Origin of the sequence: Streptomyces iakyrus (assembly GCF_000717055.1) — a bacterium.
Classification (GTDB): Bacteria; Actinomycetota; Actinomycetes; order Streptomycetales; family Streptomycetaceae; genus Streptomyces; species Streptomyces iakyrus.
This window is the reverse complement of record NZ_JNXI01000027.1, coordinates 114,354-127,088: the sequence shown is the minus strand read 5'-3', so window position 1 is coordinate 127,088 and position 12,735 is coordinate 114,354. Positions and strand designations below refer to the sequence as shown.

Here is a 12,735-nt window from a genome sequence, read left to right as displayed (position 1 = left end):
GGGGAGACGACGTCCGCCCCGACCCGCACACCCCTGATCCGAAACACCTAGTTTCCGTTGATGACCTGTGGCATCAGCGAGGAAAGCAGACTCATGTCTCACCTGCTCGACACCGTCGACTCCGCGTCGCTGCGCAGCGACGTCCCCGCCTTCCGCCCGGGCGACACCGTCAACGTCCACGTCCGCGTCATCGAGGGCAACCGCTCCCGTGTGCAGCAGTTCAAGGGCGTTGTGATCCGCCGCCAGGGCTCCGGCGTGCGCGAGACCTTCACGGTCCGCAAGGTCTCCTTCTCCGTCGGCGTCGAGCGCACCTTCCCGGTGCACACCCCGATCGTGGAGAAGATCGAGCTTGTCACCAAGGGTGACGTCCGTCGCGCCAAGCTGTACTACCTGCGCGAGCTGCGCGGCAAGGCCGCGAAGATCAAGGAGAAGCGCGAGAGCTGAGCGCTCTCCGGGGTTCACGCCGGGGCCGGATAACATCTGGCTCCGATGGACACCGAAGCACAGCCGACGGAGCGCGACCGCTCCTCCCGCCCTTCCGCATCCGAGGGAACGACCTCGGAGGCCGCAGGGTCGGAGGACCGGTCGCGTTTCGCGTTGGTGTCGCGTATCGGCGCCTGGGTTCCGGGCGGCCGGATCACCCTCACCCTGCTCGTCTGCCTGCTGTTCCTGCTGCTGCTCAGTACCTTCGTGCTGCGCCCGTTCCAGATCCCCAGCGGATCCATGGAGCAGGGATTGAGGATCGGGGACCGGGTTCTCGTAAATAAGTTGGCGTACCGTTTCGGTGCCGTGCCGCAGCGGGGAGACATCGTCGTGTTCGACGGGACCGGGTACTTCGGGCACGCGGACTACATCAAGCGCGTTGTCGGTGTCGGGGGAGACCGCGTGGTCTGCTGCGACAGGGAGGGGAGGATCCAGGTGAACGGCCGGCCGGTCGACGAGTCGGGCTTCCTGTATCCCGGCGACAGCCCGTCCACGGTGCCCTTCGACGTCGTCGTGCCCGGCGGCACCCTCTTCGTCCTCGGCGACCACCGCAGCGACTCCAGCGACTCGCGCGACCACCTCGGCTCGCCGGGCGGCGGCATGATCCCCGTCGGCGACGTCGTCGGACGCGCCGACGGGATCATCTGGCCCTTCGGCCATGCCACCCGGCTGCACCGCCCCGACGCCTACGCGCGCGTGCCCGCCGCCGGAAGGGCGGGCGCCCATGGGTAACCGCGGCAAACCGCGCGGCGTCCCCGCCAGCCCAGCGGAGAACCTGCTGCCCACCGGCGCCCGGCGCGCCGCCGGCGCCTCCAGTGGCCGCACGCGCGCCGAGCGGCGCAAGCTCCAGCGCAAGGTCAAGCGGCGCCGCAGGCGCGGTGCCGTCAAGGAGATACCGCTCCTTGTGGGCGTCGCCGTCCTGATCGCGCTCGTACTGAAGACGTTCCTCGTGCAGGCGTTCGTCATCCCGTCCGGCTCCATGGAGCAGACGATCCAGATCGGCGACCGCGTCCTGGTCGACAAGCTCACCCCGTGGTTCGGCTCGAAGCCGCAGCGTGGGGACGTCGTCGTCTTCAAGGACCCCGGAGGCTGGCTCAAGGACGAGCAGCCGGCCACGAAGAAGTCGGACCCCGTCGTCATCAAACAGGTCAAGGAAGGGCTCACCTTCATCGGCCTGCTGCCGTCCGAGAACGAGAAGGACCTCATCAAGCGGGTCGTCGGCGTCGGCGGCGACCGCGTCAAGTGCTGCGACACGCAAGGGCGCGTGACCGTCAACGGGGTCCCGCTGATCGAGGACTACCTGTATCCCGGTATCGCCCCGTCCGACACGCCGTTCGACATCACCGTCCCCCAGGGACGGCTGTGGGTGATGGGCGACCACCGCAACAACTCCGCGGACTCCCGCGCCCACCAGGACACCGACTACGGGGGCACCGTCTCCGAGGACGAGGTGGTGGGCCGCGCCATGGTCATCGCCTGGCCCTTCGGGCACTGGAACATGCTGGAGGAACCGAATACGTACGCCTCCGTGTCCGACTCGGCCACCGGGTCGACCGCCGCTCCCGAACTGTCGCATAGGGTTGCCTCCTACGATCCGAACGGAACGATCCAGCTCCCGACCCCTGCGGAACTCCCGCTCGTTATGGGAGTGGTGGGCCTGCGCCGCGTATGGGGCAGGCGGCGGCAGACAGTGAGGAGTTGGCGTGGGGGATGTGGCGGTTGGCGCACGGTCCGGACACGACGGCGAGGAGCACCGCGGACGCCCCGCGGAATCCGCCGTCCCGGCCGCGGACAGCGCCGTGACCTCCGGGAGTGACTCCGGGGCAGCCGAGGACGGCAGGGTGACGGGCGAACACACGACAGCCGAGGACCAGGGGCCGGGCGGACCGGCCCGGACTCCGAAGAAGCCGCGCTCCTTCTGGAAGGAGCTGCCCATCCTGATCGGTATCGCGCTGGTTCTGGCGCTGCTGATCAAGACCTTCCTGGTGCAGGCGTTCTCCATCCCCTCCGACTCGATGCAGAACACCCTCCAGCAGGGCGACCGTGTCCTGGTCGACAAACTCACCCCCTGGTTCGGCTCCGAGCCCGAGCGCGGCGAGGTCGTCGTCTTCCACGACCCGGACAAGTGGCTTGCGGGCGAGCCGACCACGGACCCGAACGCGCTGCAGACCTTCCTCAGCTGGATCGGCCTCATGCCGTCCGCGGAGGAGAAGGACCTCATCAAGCGCGTCATCGGCGTCGGCGGCGACACCATCGAGTGCAAGGGCACCGGCCCGCTCACGGTCAACGGCAAGGCGCTGGACGAGCGGTCGTACGTCTACGCGGGCAACACGCCGTGCAGCGTCGACGACCAGGGCGGCCAGTTCAAGGTGAAAGTCCCCAAGGGCTTCATCTGGGTCATGGGCGACCACCGGCAGAATTCGCGGGACTCCCGCTACCAGCAGGCCGACAAGCACCACGGCATGGTCCCGGTGAAGGACGTCGTCGGACGCGCCGTCGTCGTCGCCTGGCCGATCACCCGCTGGGACACCCTGCCGGTGCCGGACACCTTCGACCAGTCCGGTCTGAACGCCCAGCCGAACGCGGCGGGCCTGCCGGTCGCACCGCAGGGGATCGCGCTCCTCGGCGTGGTGCCGGTGGTGCTCTGGCGTCGCCGCAAGCAGTGATCCCGGCCATGGGCTGACCCCGGCCGGTACCCCCGGGTAGGGTGCGGACCCATGGGTGGCGAGAGCATGACGCACACGGCCCCGCGCAGCGGCGGCTCAGGGACGGGCCCGGTGGGCAGCCAGACCGGACAGCGACTGTCCGGGCTGGCCGTCGCACTGGGCCTCGTGCTGTTCCTGGGCGGGTTCGCCTGGGGAGCGGTGGTCTACCGGCCGTACACCGTCCCCACCAGTTCGATGACACCGACGATCGACGCCGGCGACCGGATCCTGGCCCAGCGCGTCGACGGCGGCGAGGTGCGGCGCGGTGACGTCGTGGTCTTCAAGGACGCGACCTGGGCCAACGCCCCCATGGTCAAGCGCGTGGTCGCCGTCGGCGGCGACACGGTCTCCTGCTGCCAGGACGGCAGGCTGAAGGTCAACGGCAACGAGATCGACGAAACGTACCTGCCCAAGGGCACTCCGGCCGAGATGAGCAACTTCCCGACCGTGACCGTCCCCAAGGGCCGCCTCTTCCTGCTCGGCGACGAGCGCGGCAATTCCGTGGACTCCACGGCCCACCTGACCGACGCCGCCAGCGGCACGGTGGCGCGTTCCGCCGTGGACGCGCGCGTCGACGCCGTCGTCTGGCCCATGAAGGGCATGCTGGAGCGCCCCACCGGCTTCGAGGCGCTCAGCACCCTCTCCTCGCCCGGTCCGCTGCGGACGATCACCTTCCTGGTGATCGCCGGCGCCGTGCTCGTCCTGGGCGGAGGCGCCTACGGGCCCATCGCCAAGCGCAGCGGAGCCGCCCGCGCCCGTCGGGGGAGTGCGGAGCCCGCAGGTGCCCGCTGAGGCCGTGGGGACGGGCCGGGACACCTACGAGGGCGGGTTGCGCAAGGTGGCCCGGGTCGTGCTGCTCGACCCGCAGGACCGCATCCTGCTGCTGCACGGGCACGAGCCGGACGATCCGGCCGACGACTGGTGGTTCACCCCCGGCGGCGGTGTGGAAGGCGACGAGACCCGTGAACAGGCCGCCCTGCGGGAACTCGCCGAGGAGACGGGCATCACCGAGGTCGAGCTCGGCCCGGTGCTGTGGCGGCGGAGGTGCTCCTTCCCGTTCGCCGGACGCCGCTGGGACCAGGACGAGTGGTACTACCTGGCCCGCACGGACCGCACGGCGGTGGCCGCCACCGGACTGACCGAGCTGGAACGGCGCAGTGTCGCCGGAGCGCGCTGGTGGACGTGTCCGGAACTGAGCCGGGCACATGAGACGGTGTATCCGACCAGACTCGCTGGGCTGCTGCGCACGCTGCTCGACGAAGGTCCCCCGGCCAGGCCTGTGATCCTTGACCCGGAAATCGTCTAGGGGCTCACGGGACTGGCGCACAATGGGGGGATCGCACGGCTGAAGGGGAACATGCCATGAGCGCCGAGGACCTCGAGAAGTACGAGACCGAGATGGAGCTGAAGCTCTACCGGGAGTACCGCGATGTCGTCGGTCTGTTCAAATACGTGATCGAGACCGAGCGGCGCTTCTACCTGACCAATGACTACGAGATGCAGGTGCACTCGGTCCAGGGTGAGGTGTTCTTCGAGGTGTCCATGGCGGATGCCTGGGTGTGGGACATGTACCGGCCGGCCCGCTTCGTGAAGCAGGTGCGCGTCCTCACGTTCAAGGACGTGAACATCGAGGAGCTGAACAAGAGTGACCTGGAGCTGCCGAGCGGGTGACGGGGTTGTCCACAACCGCTGAGTAACCCACCAAGATCAACTTCTTGGACGTGGCGGCGCGATCGTTGGCACCGGAGGTGGTGCCGACATGACCGCACATCTGGCACGCAGTGCCATGGGCAAGTACGGGGAGGGTCTGGCCGCGCGGCGGCTGGCCGAGGCCGGTCTGACGGTCCTGGAGCGCAACTGGCGCTCCGGCCGCACCGGCGAGATCGACATCGTGGCCAGGGACGGGGACGTCCTGGTCGTCTGCGAGGTGAAGACCCGCCGGGAGGGCCCCTTCGAGCATCCGATGGCGGCCGTGACCCCGCAGAAGGCGGAGCGGCTGCGGGACCTGGCCGAGCGGTGGATCCAGACACACGGAGGCGCACCGCCCGGCGGAGTCCGCATCGACGTGGTCGGGGTCCTGCTGCCGGCCCGTGGCGCCGCCGTGGTCGAGCATGCGCGGGGGGTGGCCTGAATGGCATTCGCCCGCACGTGTTCGGTGGCGCTGGTGGGCGTCGAGGGCGTGGTCGTCGAGGTCCAGGCCGACCTGGAACCCGGCGTCGCGGCGTTCACGCTGGTGGGGCTTCCCGACAAGAGCCTCACGGAGAGCCGGGACCGGGTCCGCGCCGCGGTCGTCAACTCGGGCGCGGCCTGGCCGCAGAAGAAGCTCACCGTCGGCCTGAGCCCGGCCTCGGTGCCGAAGTCCGGCAGCGGCTTCGACCTGGCCGTCGCGGCGGCGGTCCTCGGTGCGGCGGAACGTATCGACCCGCGCGTCCTCGCCGACATCGTGATGATCGGCGAACTCGGGCTGGACGGCCGGGTGCGACCGGTGCGGGGGGTGCTGCCTGCGGTCCTGGCCGCGGCCGGTGCGGGGTACGAGCAGGTGGTGGTGCCGGAGTGCGCCGCCGCCGAGGCGTCCCTCGTTCCCGGCGTGTCGGTGCTGGGCGTCCGCAGCCTGCGGCAGCTGATCGCCGTCCTGGCCGACGAACCGGTGCCCGACGAGGAACCGGACGAGCAGGGCCGCCCGGACCCCCTGCTCGCCGGGCTGCGCATTCCGGGGACCGGCGCGGCCACGGGCATGCACAGCGTCGGCGCGGCCCAGCACGACCACGGCCATGACCTGGCGGACGTCGTCGGACAGACCTCGGCGCGCACGGCGGTGGAGGTGGCCGCGGCCGGCGGGCACCACCTCTTCCTCGAAGGGCCGCCCGGCGCCGGCAAGACGATGCTCGCCGAGCGGCTGCCGGCCATCCTGCCCCGGCTCGGCCGGCAGGAGTCGCTGGAGGTCACCGCGGTCCACTCGGTGGCGGGCCTGCTGCCGCCGGGCAAGCCGCTGATCGACATCGCGCCCTACTGCGCCCCGCACCACTCGGCCACCATGCAGGCACTCGTCGGCGGCGGCCCGGGCATCGGGCGGCCCGGCGCGGTGTCCCTGTCCCATCGCGGGGTGCTGTTCTTGGACGAGACGCCGGAATTCAGCAGCCAGGCCCTGGACGCGCTGCGGCAGCCCCTGGAGGCGGGGCACGTCGTGATCGCGCGCAGTGCGGGAGTCGTGCGCTTCCCGGCGAAGTTCCTCATGGTGCTCGCGGCCAACCCCTGCCCGTGCGGCCGGTTCTCACAGCGCGACGACCTGTGTGAATGTCCCCCCTCGGCCGTCCGCCGCTACCAGGCCAGGCTCTCCGGCCCGCTGCTGGACCGGGTCGACCTGCGTGTCGAGGTGGACCGCGTCACCCGCACCCAGCTGACCGCCTCCGGCGCCAGGGGCGAGTCGACCGCGACGGTCGCCGACCGGGTGAGGGCGGCCCGCGAACGGGCCTCGGACCGCCTCGCCGGCACCCCCTGGTGCACGAACAGCGAGGTGCCCGGCCGTGAGCTGCGCAGCCGCTGGTACGCCGTGCCCGGCGCGATGGACGAAGCCGAGCGGAACCTGGAGCGCGGCGTCCTGACCGCCCGAGGCCTCGATCGTGTCCTGCGGGTCGCCTGGACCGTCGCCGACCTGGTCGGCCACGACCGGCCCGACGCCACGGACGTCGCCCTCGCGCTCCAGTTGCGCACCGGAGTCCCGCGAGGCGTCCCCATGGCCATCGGGGCGCTGACATGAGCGTCGACGACGAACCGAACGGCGAACTGCTCGCCCGGGTCCTGCTCACCCGTGCCATCGAGCCCGGCGACGAGACCGGCGGGCGGTGGGTGCGGGAGCTCGGCGTCGCGGAAGTGGCGCGACGGCTCGGGGAGGGCGGGGCCCCTCTGCCGGGCGCGAGCGGGACGCGGTGGTCCGGGCTCGTGGCCAGGGCGCAGGCAGCCCGGCCGCGCCGGGACCTGGAGGCCGCCCGGGACGCCGGAGTGCGGTTCGTGTCCCCGGGGGACGCGGAGTGGCCGGGGCAGCTCGACGATCTCGGGGATGCCCGGCCCCTGGGGCTGTGGGTGCGCGGGCGGCCCAGTCTGCGGATGTGGGCGCTCAGGTCGGTCGCCGTCGTCGGCGCCCGGGCCTGCACCGAGTACGGGGCCCACATGGCCGCGACCCTCGCCGCCGGCCTCGCCGAGCAGGGCTGGGTCGTGGTGTCCGGCGGCGCCTACGGAGTCGACGGCGCCGCACACCGCGGAGCGCTCGGAGCCGGCGGCGCCACCGTCGCCGTCCTCGCCTGCGGCGTCGACCGGCCCTACCCGCGCGGCCACACCCGGCTGATCAGCAGGATCGCCGAACAGGGACTGGTGATCGGCGAGTTGCCGCCCGGCGATCACCCGACACCGAGCCGGTTCATCCTGCGCAACAGAGTGATCGCCGCGCTCACCCGCGGCACGGTCGTCGTCGAGGCCGCCCACCGCAGCGGCTCCCTGGTCACCGCGCGGGCGGCACAACGCCTCGGCCGGCACACGATGGGCGTGCCGGGCCCCGCCACCAGCGGGCTCTCCGCCGGAGTGCACGATCTGCTGCGCGGAGAGGCCGCCCTGGTCACCGATGTCGCGGACGTCGTCGAAATGGTCGGTGACATCGGAGAGCTGGCCCCCGACCGGCGCGGCCCCGTCCTGCCCCGGGACCTGCTGGAACCGGCCACCCGGCAGGTGCTCGCCGCACTGCCCGGGCGCGGGACGGCCCGGCCGGACGAGATCGCCCGCTCCGCCCAGACCGCCCAGGACGACGCGATCGCGAGACTGTACGAACTCCGAGCACTCGGTTACGTCGAACGACACGGCGACGGCTGGAAGTTGACACGCCAGGCGGTGATGTCGGTCCGCGGCGGTCGCGGGCCGGGTTGACCGTGCCTGTTCGGCCGTCCGGGGGAACCCCTACACCCCTTGGGAATGCGCCCAGTTGAGGCCTTCGGGTGATCACACCGGGCCGTCGCGAGGCCTCGCGGGACGTCCTCGGGAACGTTTCCGCGTCCGCCTCGGTCCCCTTCCTTCGCACACCGCGACGCCGCAGTCACGCTACGCTCACGAGGATCCCGACACGGACAGGCAACGCGACATCAGACAGACAGCTCACCTCAGCAGCACCACTCCGCAGCAGAACGGCACAAGGCGACGAATGCCCCAGCACACCTCCGGGTCCGACCGGGCGGCGATCCCCCCAGCCGTCCGCGACGGTGGCAGCGTGCGGCCGCCCGCTCCCTCGACGCTCGACGAGCTGTGGCGGTCGTACAAGGCGACGGGGGACGAGCGGCTGCGGGAGCAGCTGATCCTGCACTACTCGCCCCTCGTGAAGTACGTCGCGGGACGGGTCAGCGTGGGCCTGCCGTCCAACGTCGAGCAGGCGGACTTCGTCTCGTCCGGGGTGTTCGGACTGATCGACGCGATCGAGAAGTTCGACATCGACCGCGAGATCAAGTTCGAAACGTACGCGATCACCCGGATCCGCGGCGCGATGATCGACGAACTCCGGGCGCTGGACTGGATTCCCCGCTCGGTGCGCCAGAAGGCGCGCAACGTGGAGCGGGCGTACGCGACGCTGGAGGCGCGGCTGCGGCGGACCCCGAGCGAGGGCGAGGTCGCCTCTGAGATGGGCATCGCCGTCGAGGAACTCCACGCGGTGTTCAGCCAGTTGTCGCTGGCCAACGTGGTGGCCCTGGAGGAGCTGCTGCACGGGGGCGGTGAGGGCGGCGACGGGCTCAGCGTGATGGACACGCTGGAGGACACCGCCGCCGACAACCCCGTCGAGGTCGCCGAGGACCGGGAGCTGAGGAGGTTCCTGGCCAGGGCGATCAACACGCTGCCCGACCGGGAGAAGACCGTGGTCACGCTGTACTACTACGAGGGCCTCACCCTGGCCGAGATCGGGAACGTGCTGGGTGTGACCGAGAGCAGGGTCAGCCAGATCCACACCAAATCGGTGCTGCAACTGAGAGCGAAGCTGGCGAGCTTTGGCCGCTGACCAGGCCGGATGCCCTCGGGTCGGCAACAGCCACTCCCGTACGGCGGGACGCGTCCGTAGAGTGTTGACGTGCCAAGGATTCGAGCGGCCTCCGTGGCCGAGCACCGGTCGATGCAGCGAGCCGCCCTGCTGGACGCGGCTCGCTCCTTGTTGTCCGAGGGCGGTACGGAGGCGCTGACCTTCCCGGCCCTCGCCGAGCGGACGGGCCTCGCGCGATCGTCCGTCTACGAGTACTTCCGGTCGCGGGCGGCCGTGGTCGAGGAGCTGTGCGAGGTCGACTTCCCGGTCTGGGCGGCGGACGTGTCGGCGGCGATGGAGCGGGCGGAGACGGCCGAGGCCAAGGTCGAGGCGTACGTGCGCCGGCAGCTGGAGCTGGTCGGGGACCGGCGGCACCGGGCCGTGGTCGCGATCTCCGCCAGTGAGCTCGACGCGGGGGCGCGCGAGAAGATCCGGGCGGCGCACGGCGGGCTGGTCGCCATGATCGTCGAGGCACTGGGCGAGCTGGGGCACGCCCAGCCCCGGCTGGCGGCGATGCTGTTGCAGGGGGTCGTGGACGCGGCCGTGCGGAGGATCGAGCTGGGGGCGGCGGAGGAGCCGGCCGCCATCGTCGAAGCGGCGGTCTCCATGGCGCTGCGGGGTGTGCGGGGCTGACGGCGCCGGGGCCGGGGCGGGGTGGCCTCAGGAGGGCGGCCGGGTGTCCGGCACCGGAAGCAGCCGTGACGGGCCCCGGTGCAGGAGCCACGGCGGCAGCAGGGACAGCGGGTCCAGGTACACCTCGCCGCGGCGCAGCCCCCAGTGGAGGCACGGGGCCGCCGAGCAGTGCGAGCCGCTCGCGTCCACCGTGCCGATCACCTCACCCGGTTCCACCTCCTCGCCCTTCTCGACCGTCGCCGTCACCGGTTCGTACGTCGTGCGCAAGGGCGGATCGCCCGTCCCCGTGAGGTCCACCGAGACGACTCCCTTGCCGGCCACCCGGCCCGCGAAGGAGACCTGGCCCGCGGTCACCGCTCGAACAGGTGTGCCGGCGGGCGCCGCCAGGTCCACGCCCCGGTGGCCCGGGCCGTAGGGCGTCGCCGGGGGCTCCCAGCCCCGCAGGACCCGGGGGCGCAGGCCGACGGGCCAGGTGCGGCCCATCGCCGGCACGTCGGCCTCCGCGGGAGGCGCGTCCGCCGCGAACAGCGGTGGCGGTGGTGCCAGCAGGGCCGTCGCCGTGACGATCAGCAGCAGGATCAGGCGGGCGCAGGCGCGCACCCATCGGTTCGCTCGCATGCGGAAAGCGTCCCGGAGTGCCGGTGCCGCCGCTCGCGGCTGTGGGTGGCCGCGCGGCTGTGGACAACGGCGTCACCCGGCACCCCGCGGGTCCCGTACACTTCTGGTGGCGACCCGAGCCATCGGGTCGACTTCGCACGCCCCGACACGAACCCCGGCAACGGGCCCGTGTCAGCGCCCCTCGGTCCCTCGTGGAACGGCGCGCAGTGGGCGTCAGGCGCGGAAGCCGTCCGGCATCCGCGGCACAACCGAGAAAATCAAGGAGATACGGCCATGGCCGTCGTCACGATGCGGGAGCTGCTGGAGAGCGGCGTCCACTTCGGTCACCAGACCCGTCGTTGGAACCCGAAGATGAAGCGCTTCATCTTCACGGAGCGCAACGGCATCTACATCATCGACCTGCTCCAGTCGCTGTCGTACATCGACCGCGCCTACGAGTTCGTCAAGGAGACCGTCGCCCACGGCGGCACGGTCATGTTCGTCGGCACGAAGAAGCAGGCGCAGGAGGCCATCGCCGAGCAGGCCACCCGCGTCGGCATGCCCTACGTCAACCAGCGCTGGCTGGGCGGCATGCTCACCAACTTCTCGACCGTCTACAAGCGTCTGCAGCGCCTCAAGGAGCTCGAGCAGATCGACTTCGAGGACGTCGCCGCGTCCGGTCTGACCAAGAAGGAGCTTCTCGTGCTCTCGCGCGAGAAGGCCAAGCTGGAGAAGACCCTCGGCGGTATCCGCGAGATGCAGAAGGTGCCCAGCGCCGTCTGGATCGTGGACACCAAGAAGGAGCACATCGCCGTTGGTGAGGCCCGGAAGCTGAACATCCCGGTCGTCGCGATCCTCGACACCAACTGCGACCCCGACGAGGTCGACTACAAGATCCCGGGCAACGACGACGCGATCCGCTCCGTCACCCTGCTCACCCGCGTCATCGCCGACGCCGTCGCCGAGGGCCTCATCGCCCGCAGCGGTGTCGCCACCGAGGGCAAGGGCGAGAAGGCCGCCGGCGAGCCGCTCGCCGAGTGGGAGCGCGACCTGCTCGAGGGCGAGAAGAAGGCCGACGAGGCCGCCCCCGCCGCCGAGGCCGCTCCGGCCGCCGAGGCCCCCGCCGCCGAGGCCGAGAAGCCGGCCGAGGCCGAGCAGGCCTGACCCGTCAGTCCGAGTTGACGGCGGGAGCGGTACCGCATCACCAGTGCCTTCGGCGCGGTGTGAAGTCCGCTCCCGCCGTTCACCCGTAGGTCAGCGGCAGGACAGGACTCCCCGGCTCCATGGGGAGCGCACCGCAGATCTTCGATCTTCCAGACTTCGAGAGAGATTCACAGACTCATGGCGAACTACACCGCCGCCGACGTCAAGAAGCTCCGTGAGCTCACGGGCGCCGGCATGATGGACTGCAAGAAGGCGCTGGACGAGGCCGAGGGCAACGTCGAGAAGGCCGTCGAGGCGCTCCGCATCAAGGGCCAGAAGGGCGTCGCCAAGCGCGAGGGCCGTTCCGCCGAGAACGGTGCCGTCGTTTCGATCATCGCCGACGACAACTCCTCCGGTGTCATCGTCGAGCTGAAGTGCGAGACGGACTTCGTCGCCAAGGGCGAGAAGTTCCAGGCCGTGGCCAACACCATCGCCGAGCACGTCGCCAAGACCTCCCCGGCCGACCTGGAGGCCCTGCTCGCCTCCGAGATCGAGGCCGGCAAGACCGTCCAGGCGTTCGTCGACGAGGCCAACGCCAATCTGGGCGAGAAGATCGTCCTGGACCGCTTCGCGCAGTTCGCCGACGGCTACGTGACGGCGTACATGCACCGCACGATGCCCGACCTGCCCCCGCAGATCGGTGTCCTCGTGGAGCTGGACAAGCCGAACGCGGAGATCGCCAAGGGCGTCGCCCAGCACATCGCCGCCTTCGCGCCGAAGTACCTCTCCAAGGAGGACGTGCCGGCCGAGGTCGTCGAGTCCGAGCGCCGTGTCGCCGAGGAGACCACCCGCGCCGAGGGCAAGCCCGAGGCCGCCCTGCCGAAGATCGTCGAGGGTCGCCTCAACGGCTTCTTCAAGGACGCCACGCTGCTCGGCCAGCCGTACGCGCTCGACAACAAGAAGTCCGTCCAGAAGATCCTGGACGAGGCCGGTGTCACCCTGAAGCGCTTCACGCGCATCAAGGTCGGCATCTGAGTCCGTACCGCGCTCGACGCCCGACCCCTATAGGGTCGACAGCAGTCGTCCGCGTACGCCGTCACATGAGTGGCGGACGACAGCAGATCTGAC

The 12,735-nt window shown here is 71.0% G+C and carries 15 protein-coding genes; 14 read left to right on the top strand and 1 reads right to left on the bottom strand.

Annotation, left to right across the window (positions count from 1 at the left end; all coding sequences use genetic code 11):
- Window positions 1-93 precede the first annotated feature (93 nt).
- From rplS to OO68_RS34155, 12 genes are all read left to right on the top strand, one after another.
- Window positions 94-444, top strand: a complete 351-nt coding sequence (gene rplS, locus OO68_RS34210; protein ID WP_003993262.1) for a 50S ribosomal protein L19 — start codon at window positions 94-96, stop codon at window positions 442-444.
- 45 nt (window positions 445-489) lie between these two features.
- Entirely contained in the window at window positions 490-1,215 is a 726-nt protein-coding gene (gene lepB / locus OO68_RS34205) for a signal peptidase I (protein WP_033313150.1), read from the top strand.
- Complete coding sequence (gene lepB, locus OO68_RS34200) at window positions 1,208-2,299, top strand: signal peptidase I (protein WP_033313149.1); 1,092 nt, start codon at window positions 1,208-1,210, stop codon at window positions 2,297-2,299. Before lepB (OO68_RS34205) ends, lepB (OO68_RS34200) begins: the two co-directional genes overlap by 8 nt.
- Window positions 2,187-3,149, top strand: a complete 963-nt coding sequence (lepB, locus tag OO68_RS34195; RefSeq protein ID WP_033313148.1) for a signal peptidase I — start codon at window positions 2,187-2,189, stop codon at window positions 3,147-3,149. Before lepB (OO68_RS34200) ends, lepB (OO68_RS34195) begins: the two co-directional genes overlap by 113 nt.
- A gap of 51 nt (window positions 3,150-3,200) precedes the next feature.
- Window positions 3,201-3,980 carry a signal peptidase I gene (gene lepB / locus OO68_RS34190; RefSeq protein WP_033313147.1) on the top strand — a complete coding sequence of 260 codons (780 nt, stop codon included), beginning with the start codon at window positions 3,201-3,203 and terminating at the stop codon, window positions 3,978-3,980.
- On the top strand, window positions 3,970-4,494 hold the full coding sequence (locus OO68_RS34185) for an NUDIX hydrolase (RefSeq protein ID WP_033313146.1): 525 nt from the start codon (window positions 3,970-3,972) through the stop codon (window positions 4,492-4,494). Before lepB (OO68_RS34190) ends, OO68_RS34185 begins: the two co-directional genes overlap by 11 nt.
- A 56-nt stretch (window positions 4,495-4,550) precedes the next feature.
- Window positions 4,551-4,859, top strand: coding sequence for a DUF2469 domain-containing protein (locus tag OO68_RS34180; RefSeq protein WP_003993268.1), 309 nt, complete (start codon window positions 4,551-4,553; stop codon window positions 4,857-4,859).
- Window positions 4,860-4,947: 88 nt separating this feature from the next.
- Complete coding sequence (locus tag OO68_RS34175) at window positions 4,948-5,319, top strand: YraN family protein (protein ID WP_033313144.1); 372 nt, start codon at window positions 4,948-4,950, stop codon at window positions 5,317-5,319.
- On the top strand, window positions 5,320-6,945 hold the full coding sequence (locus OO68_RS34170; RefSeq protein WP_033313142.1) for a YifB family Mg chelatase-like AAA ATPase: 1,626 nt from the start codon (window positions 5,320-5,322) through the stop codon (window positions 6,943-6,945).
- The gene (gene dprA / locus OO68_RS34165) at window positions 6,942-8,102 is read left to right on the top strand and encodes a DNA-processing protein DprA (RefSeq protein WP_033313140.1); all 1,161 of its coding nucleotides are present in this window, start codon (window positions 6,942-6,944) and stop codon (window positions 8,100-8,102) included. Before OO68_RS34170 ends, dprA begins: the two co-directional genes overlap by 4 nt.
- A gap of 271 nt (window positions 8,103-8,373) precedes the next feature.
- Window positions 8,374-9,216 carry an RNA polymerase sigma factor WhiG gene (whiG, locus tag OO68_RS34160; protein WP_033313139.1) on the top strand — a complete coding sequence of 281 codons (843 nt, stop codon included), beginning with the start codon at window positions 8,374-8,376 and terminating at the stop codon, window positions 9,214-9,216.
- 93 nt (window positions 9,217-9,309) lie between these two features.
- Window positions 9,310-9,867 (top strand): TetR/AcrR family transcriptional regulator, encoded by a 558-nt coding sequence (locus tag OO68_RS34155; RefSeq protein ID WP_033313138.1) that lies wholly within the window; start codon window positions 9,310-9,312, stop codon window positions 9,865-9,867.
- A gap of 27 nt (window positions 9,868-9,894) precedes the next feature.
- Here the strand turns inward: OO68_RS34155 and OO68_RS34150 are convergent, their stop codons facing one another.
- A complete protein-coding gene (locus OO68_RS34150; protein WP_078625625.1) occupies window positions 9,895-10,485 on the bottom strand; it encodes a M23 family metallopeptidase in 591 nt (196 codons plus the stop codon).
- Between the two features lie 273 nt (window positions 10,486-10,758).
- On the opposite strand from OO68_RS34150, the gene rpsB reads away from it, so the two are divergent.
- Window positions 10,759-11,628 (top strand): 30S ribosomal protein S2, encoded by an 870-nt coding sequence (rpsB, locus tag OO68_RS34145; protein WP_033313137.1) that lies wholly within the window; start codon window positions 10,759-10,761, stop codon window positions 11,626-11,628.
- A 177-nt stretch (window positions 11,629-11,805) separates the two neighbouring features.
- Window positions 11,806-12,642 (top strand): translation elongation factor Ts, encoded by an 837-nt coding sequence (tsf, locus tag OO68_RS34140; RefSeq protein WP_033313135.1) that lies wholly within the window; start codon window positions 11,806-11,808, stop codon window positions 12,640-12,642.
- Window positions 12,643-12,735 lie beyond the last annotated feature (93 nt).

Excerpts from the sequence above, each read along its gene's own strand:
- rplS (WP_003993262.1), top strand. The coding sequence starts at position 94 with ATGTCTCACCTGCTCGACACCGTCGACTCCGCGTCGCTGCGCAGCGAC.
- lepB (WP_033313150.1), top strand. The coding sequence starts at position 490 with ATGGACACCGAAGCACAGCCGACGGAGCGCGACCGCTCCTCCCGCCCT.
- lepB (WP_033313149.1), top strand. The coding sequence starts at position 1,208 with ATGGGTAACCGCGGCAAACCGCGCGGCGTCCCCGCCAGCCCAGCGGAG.
- lepB (WP_033313147.1), top strand. The coding sequence starts at position 3,201 with ATGGGTGGCGAGAGCATGACGCACACGGCCCCGCGCAGCGGCGGCTCA.
- OO68_RS34180 (WP_003993268.1), top strand. The coding sequence starts at position 4,551 with ATGAGCGCCGAGGACCTCGAGAAGTACGAGACCGAGATGGAGCTGAAG.
- OO68_RS34175 (WP_033313144.1), top strand. The coding sequence starts at position 4,948 with ATGACCGCACATCTGGCACGCAGTGCCATGGGCAAGTACGGGGAGGGT.
- OO68_RS34170 (WP_033313142.1), top strand. The coding sequence starts at position 5,320 with ATGGCATTCGCCCGCACGTGTTCGGTGGCGCTGGTGGGCGTCGAGGGC.
- dprA (WP_033313140.1), top strand. The coding sequence starts at position 6,942 with ATGAGCGTCGACGACGAACCGAACGGCGAACTGCTCGCCCGGGTCCTG.
- whiG (WP_033313139.1), top strand. The coding sequence starts at position 8,374 with ATGCCCCAGCACACCTCCGGGTCCGACCGGGCGGCGATCCCCCCAGCC.
- OO68_RS34150 (WP_078625625.1), bottom strand. The coding sequence starts at position 10,485 with ATGCGAGCGAACCGATGGGTGCGCGCCTGCGCCCGCCTGATCCTGCTG.
- rpsB (WP_033313137.1), top strand. The coding sequence starts at position 10,759 with ATGGCCGTCGTCACGATGCGGGAGCTGCTGGAGAGCGGCGTCCACTTC.
- tsf (WP_033313135.1), top strand. The coding sequence starts at position 11,806 with ATGGCGAACTACACCGCCGCCGACGTCAAGAAGCTCCGTGAGCTCACG.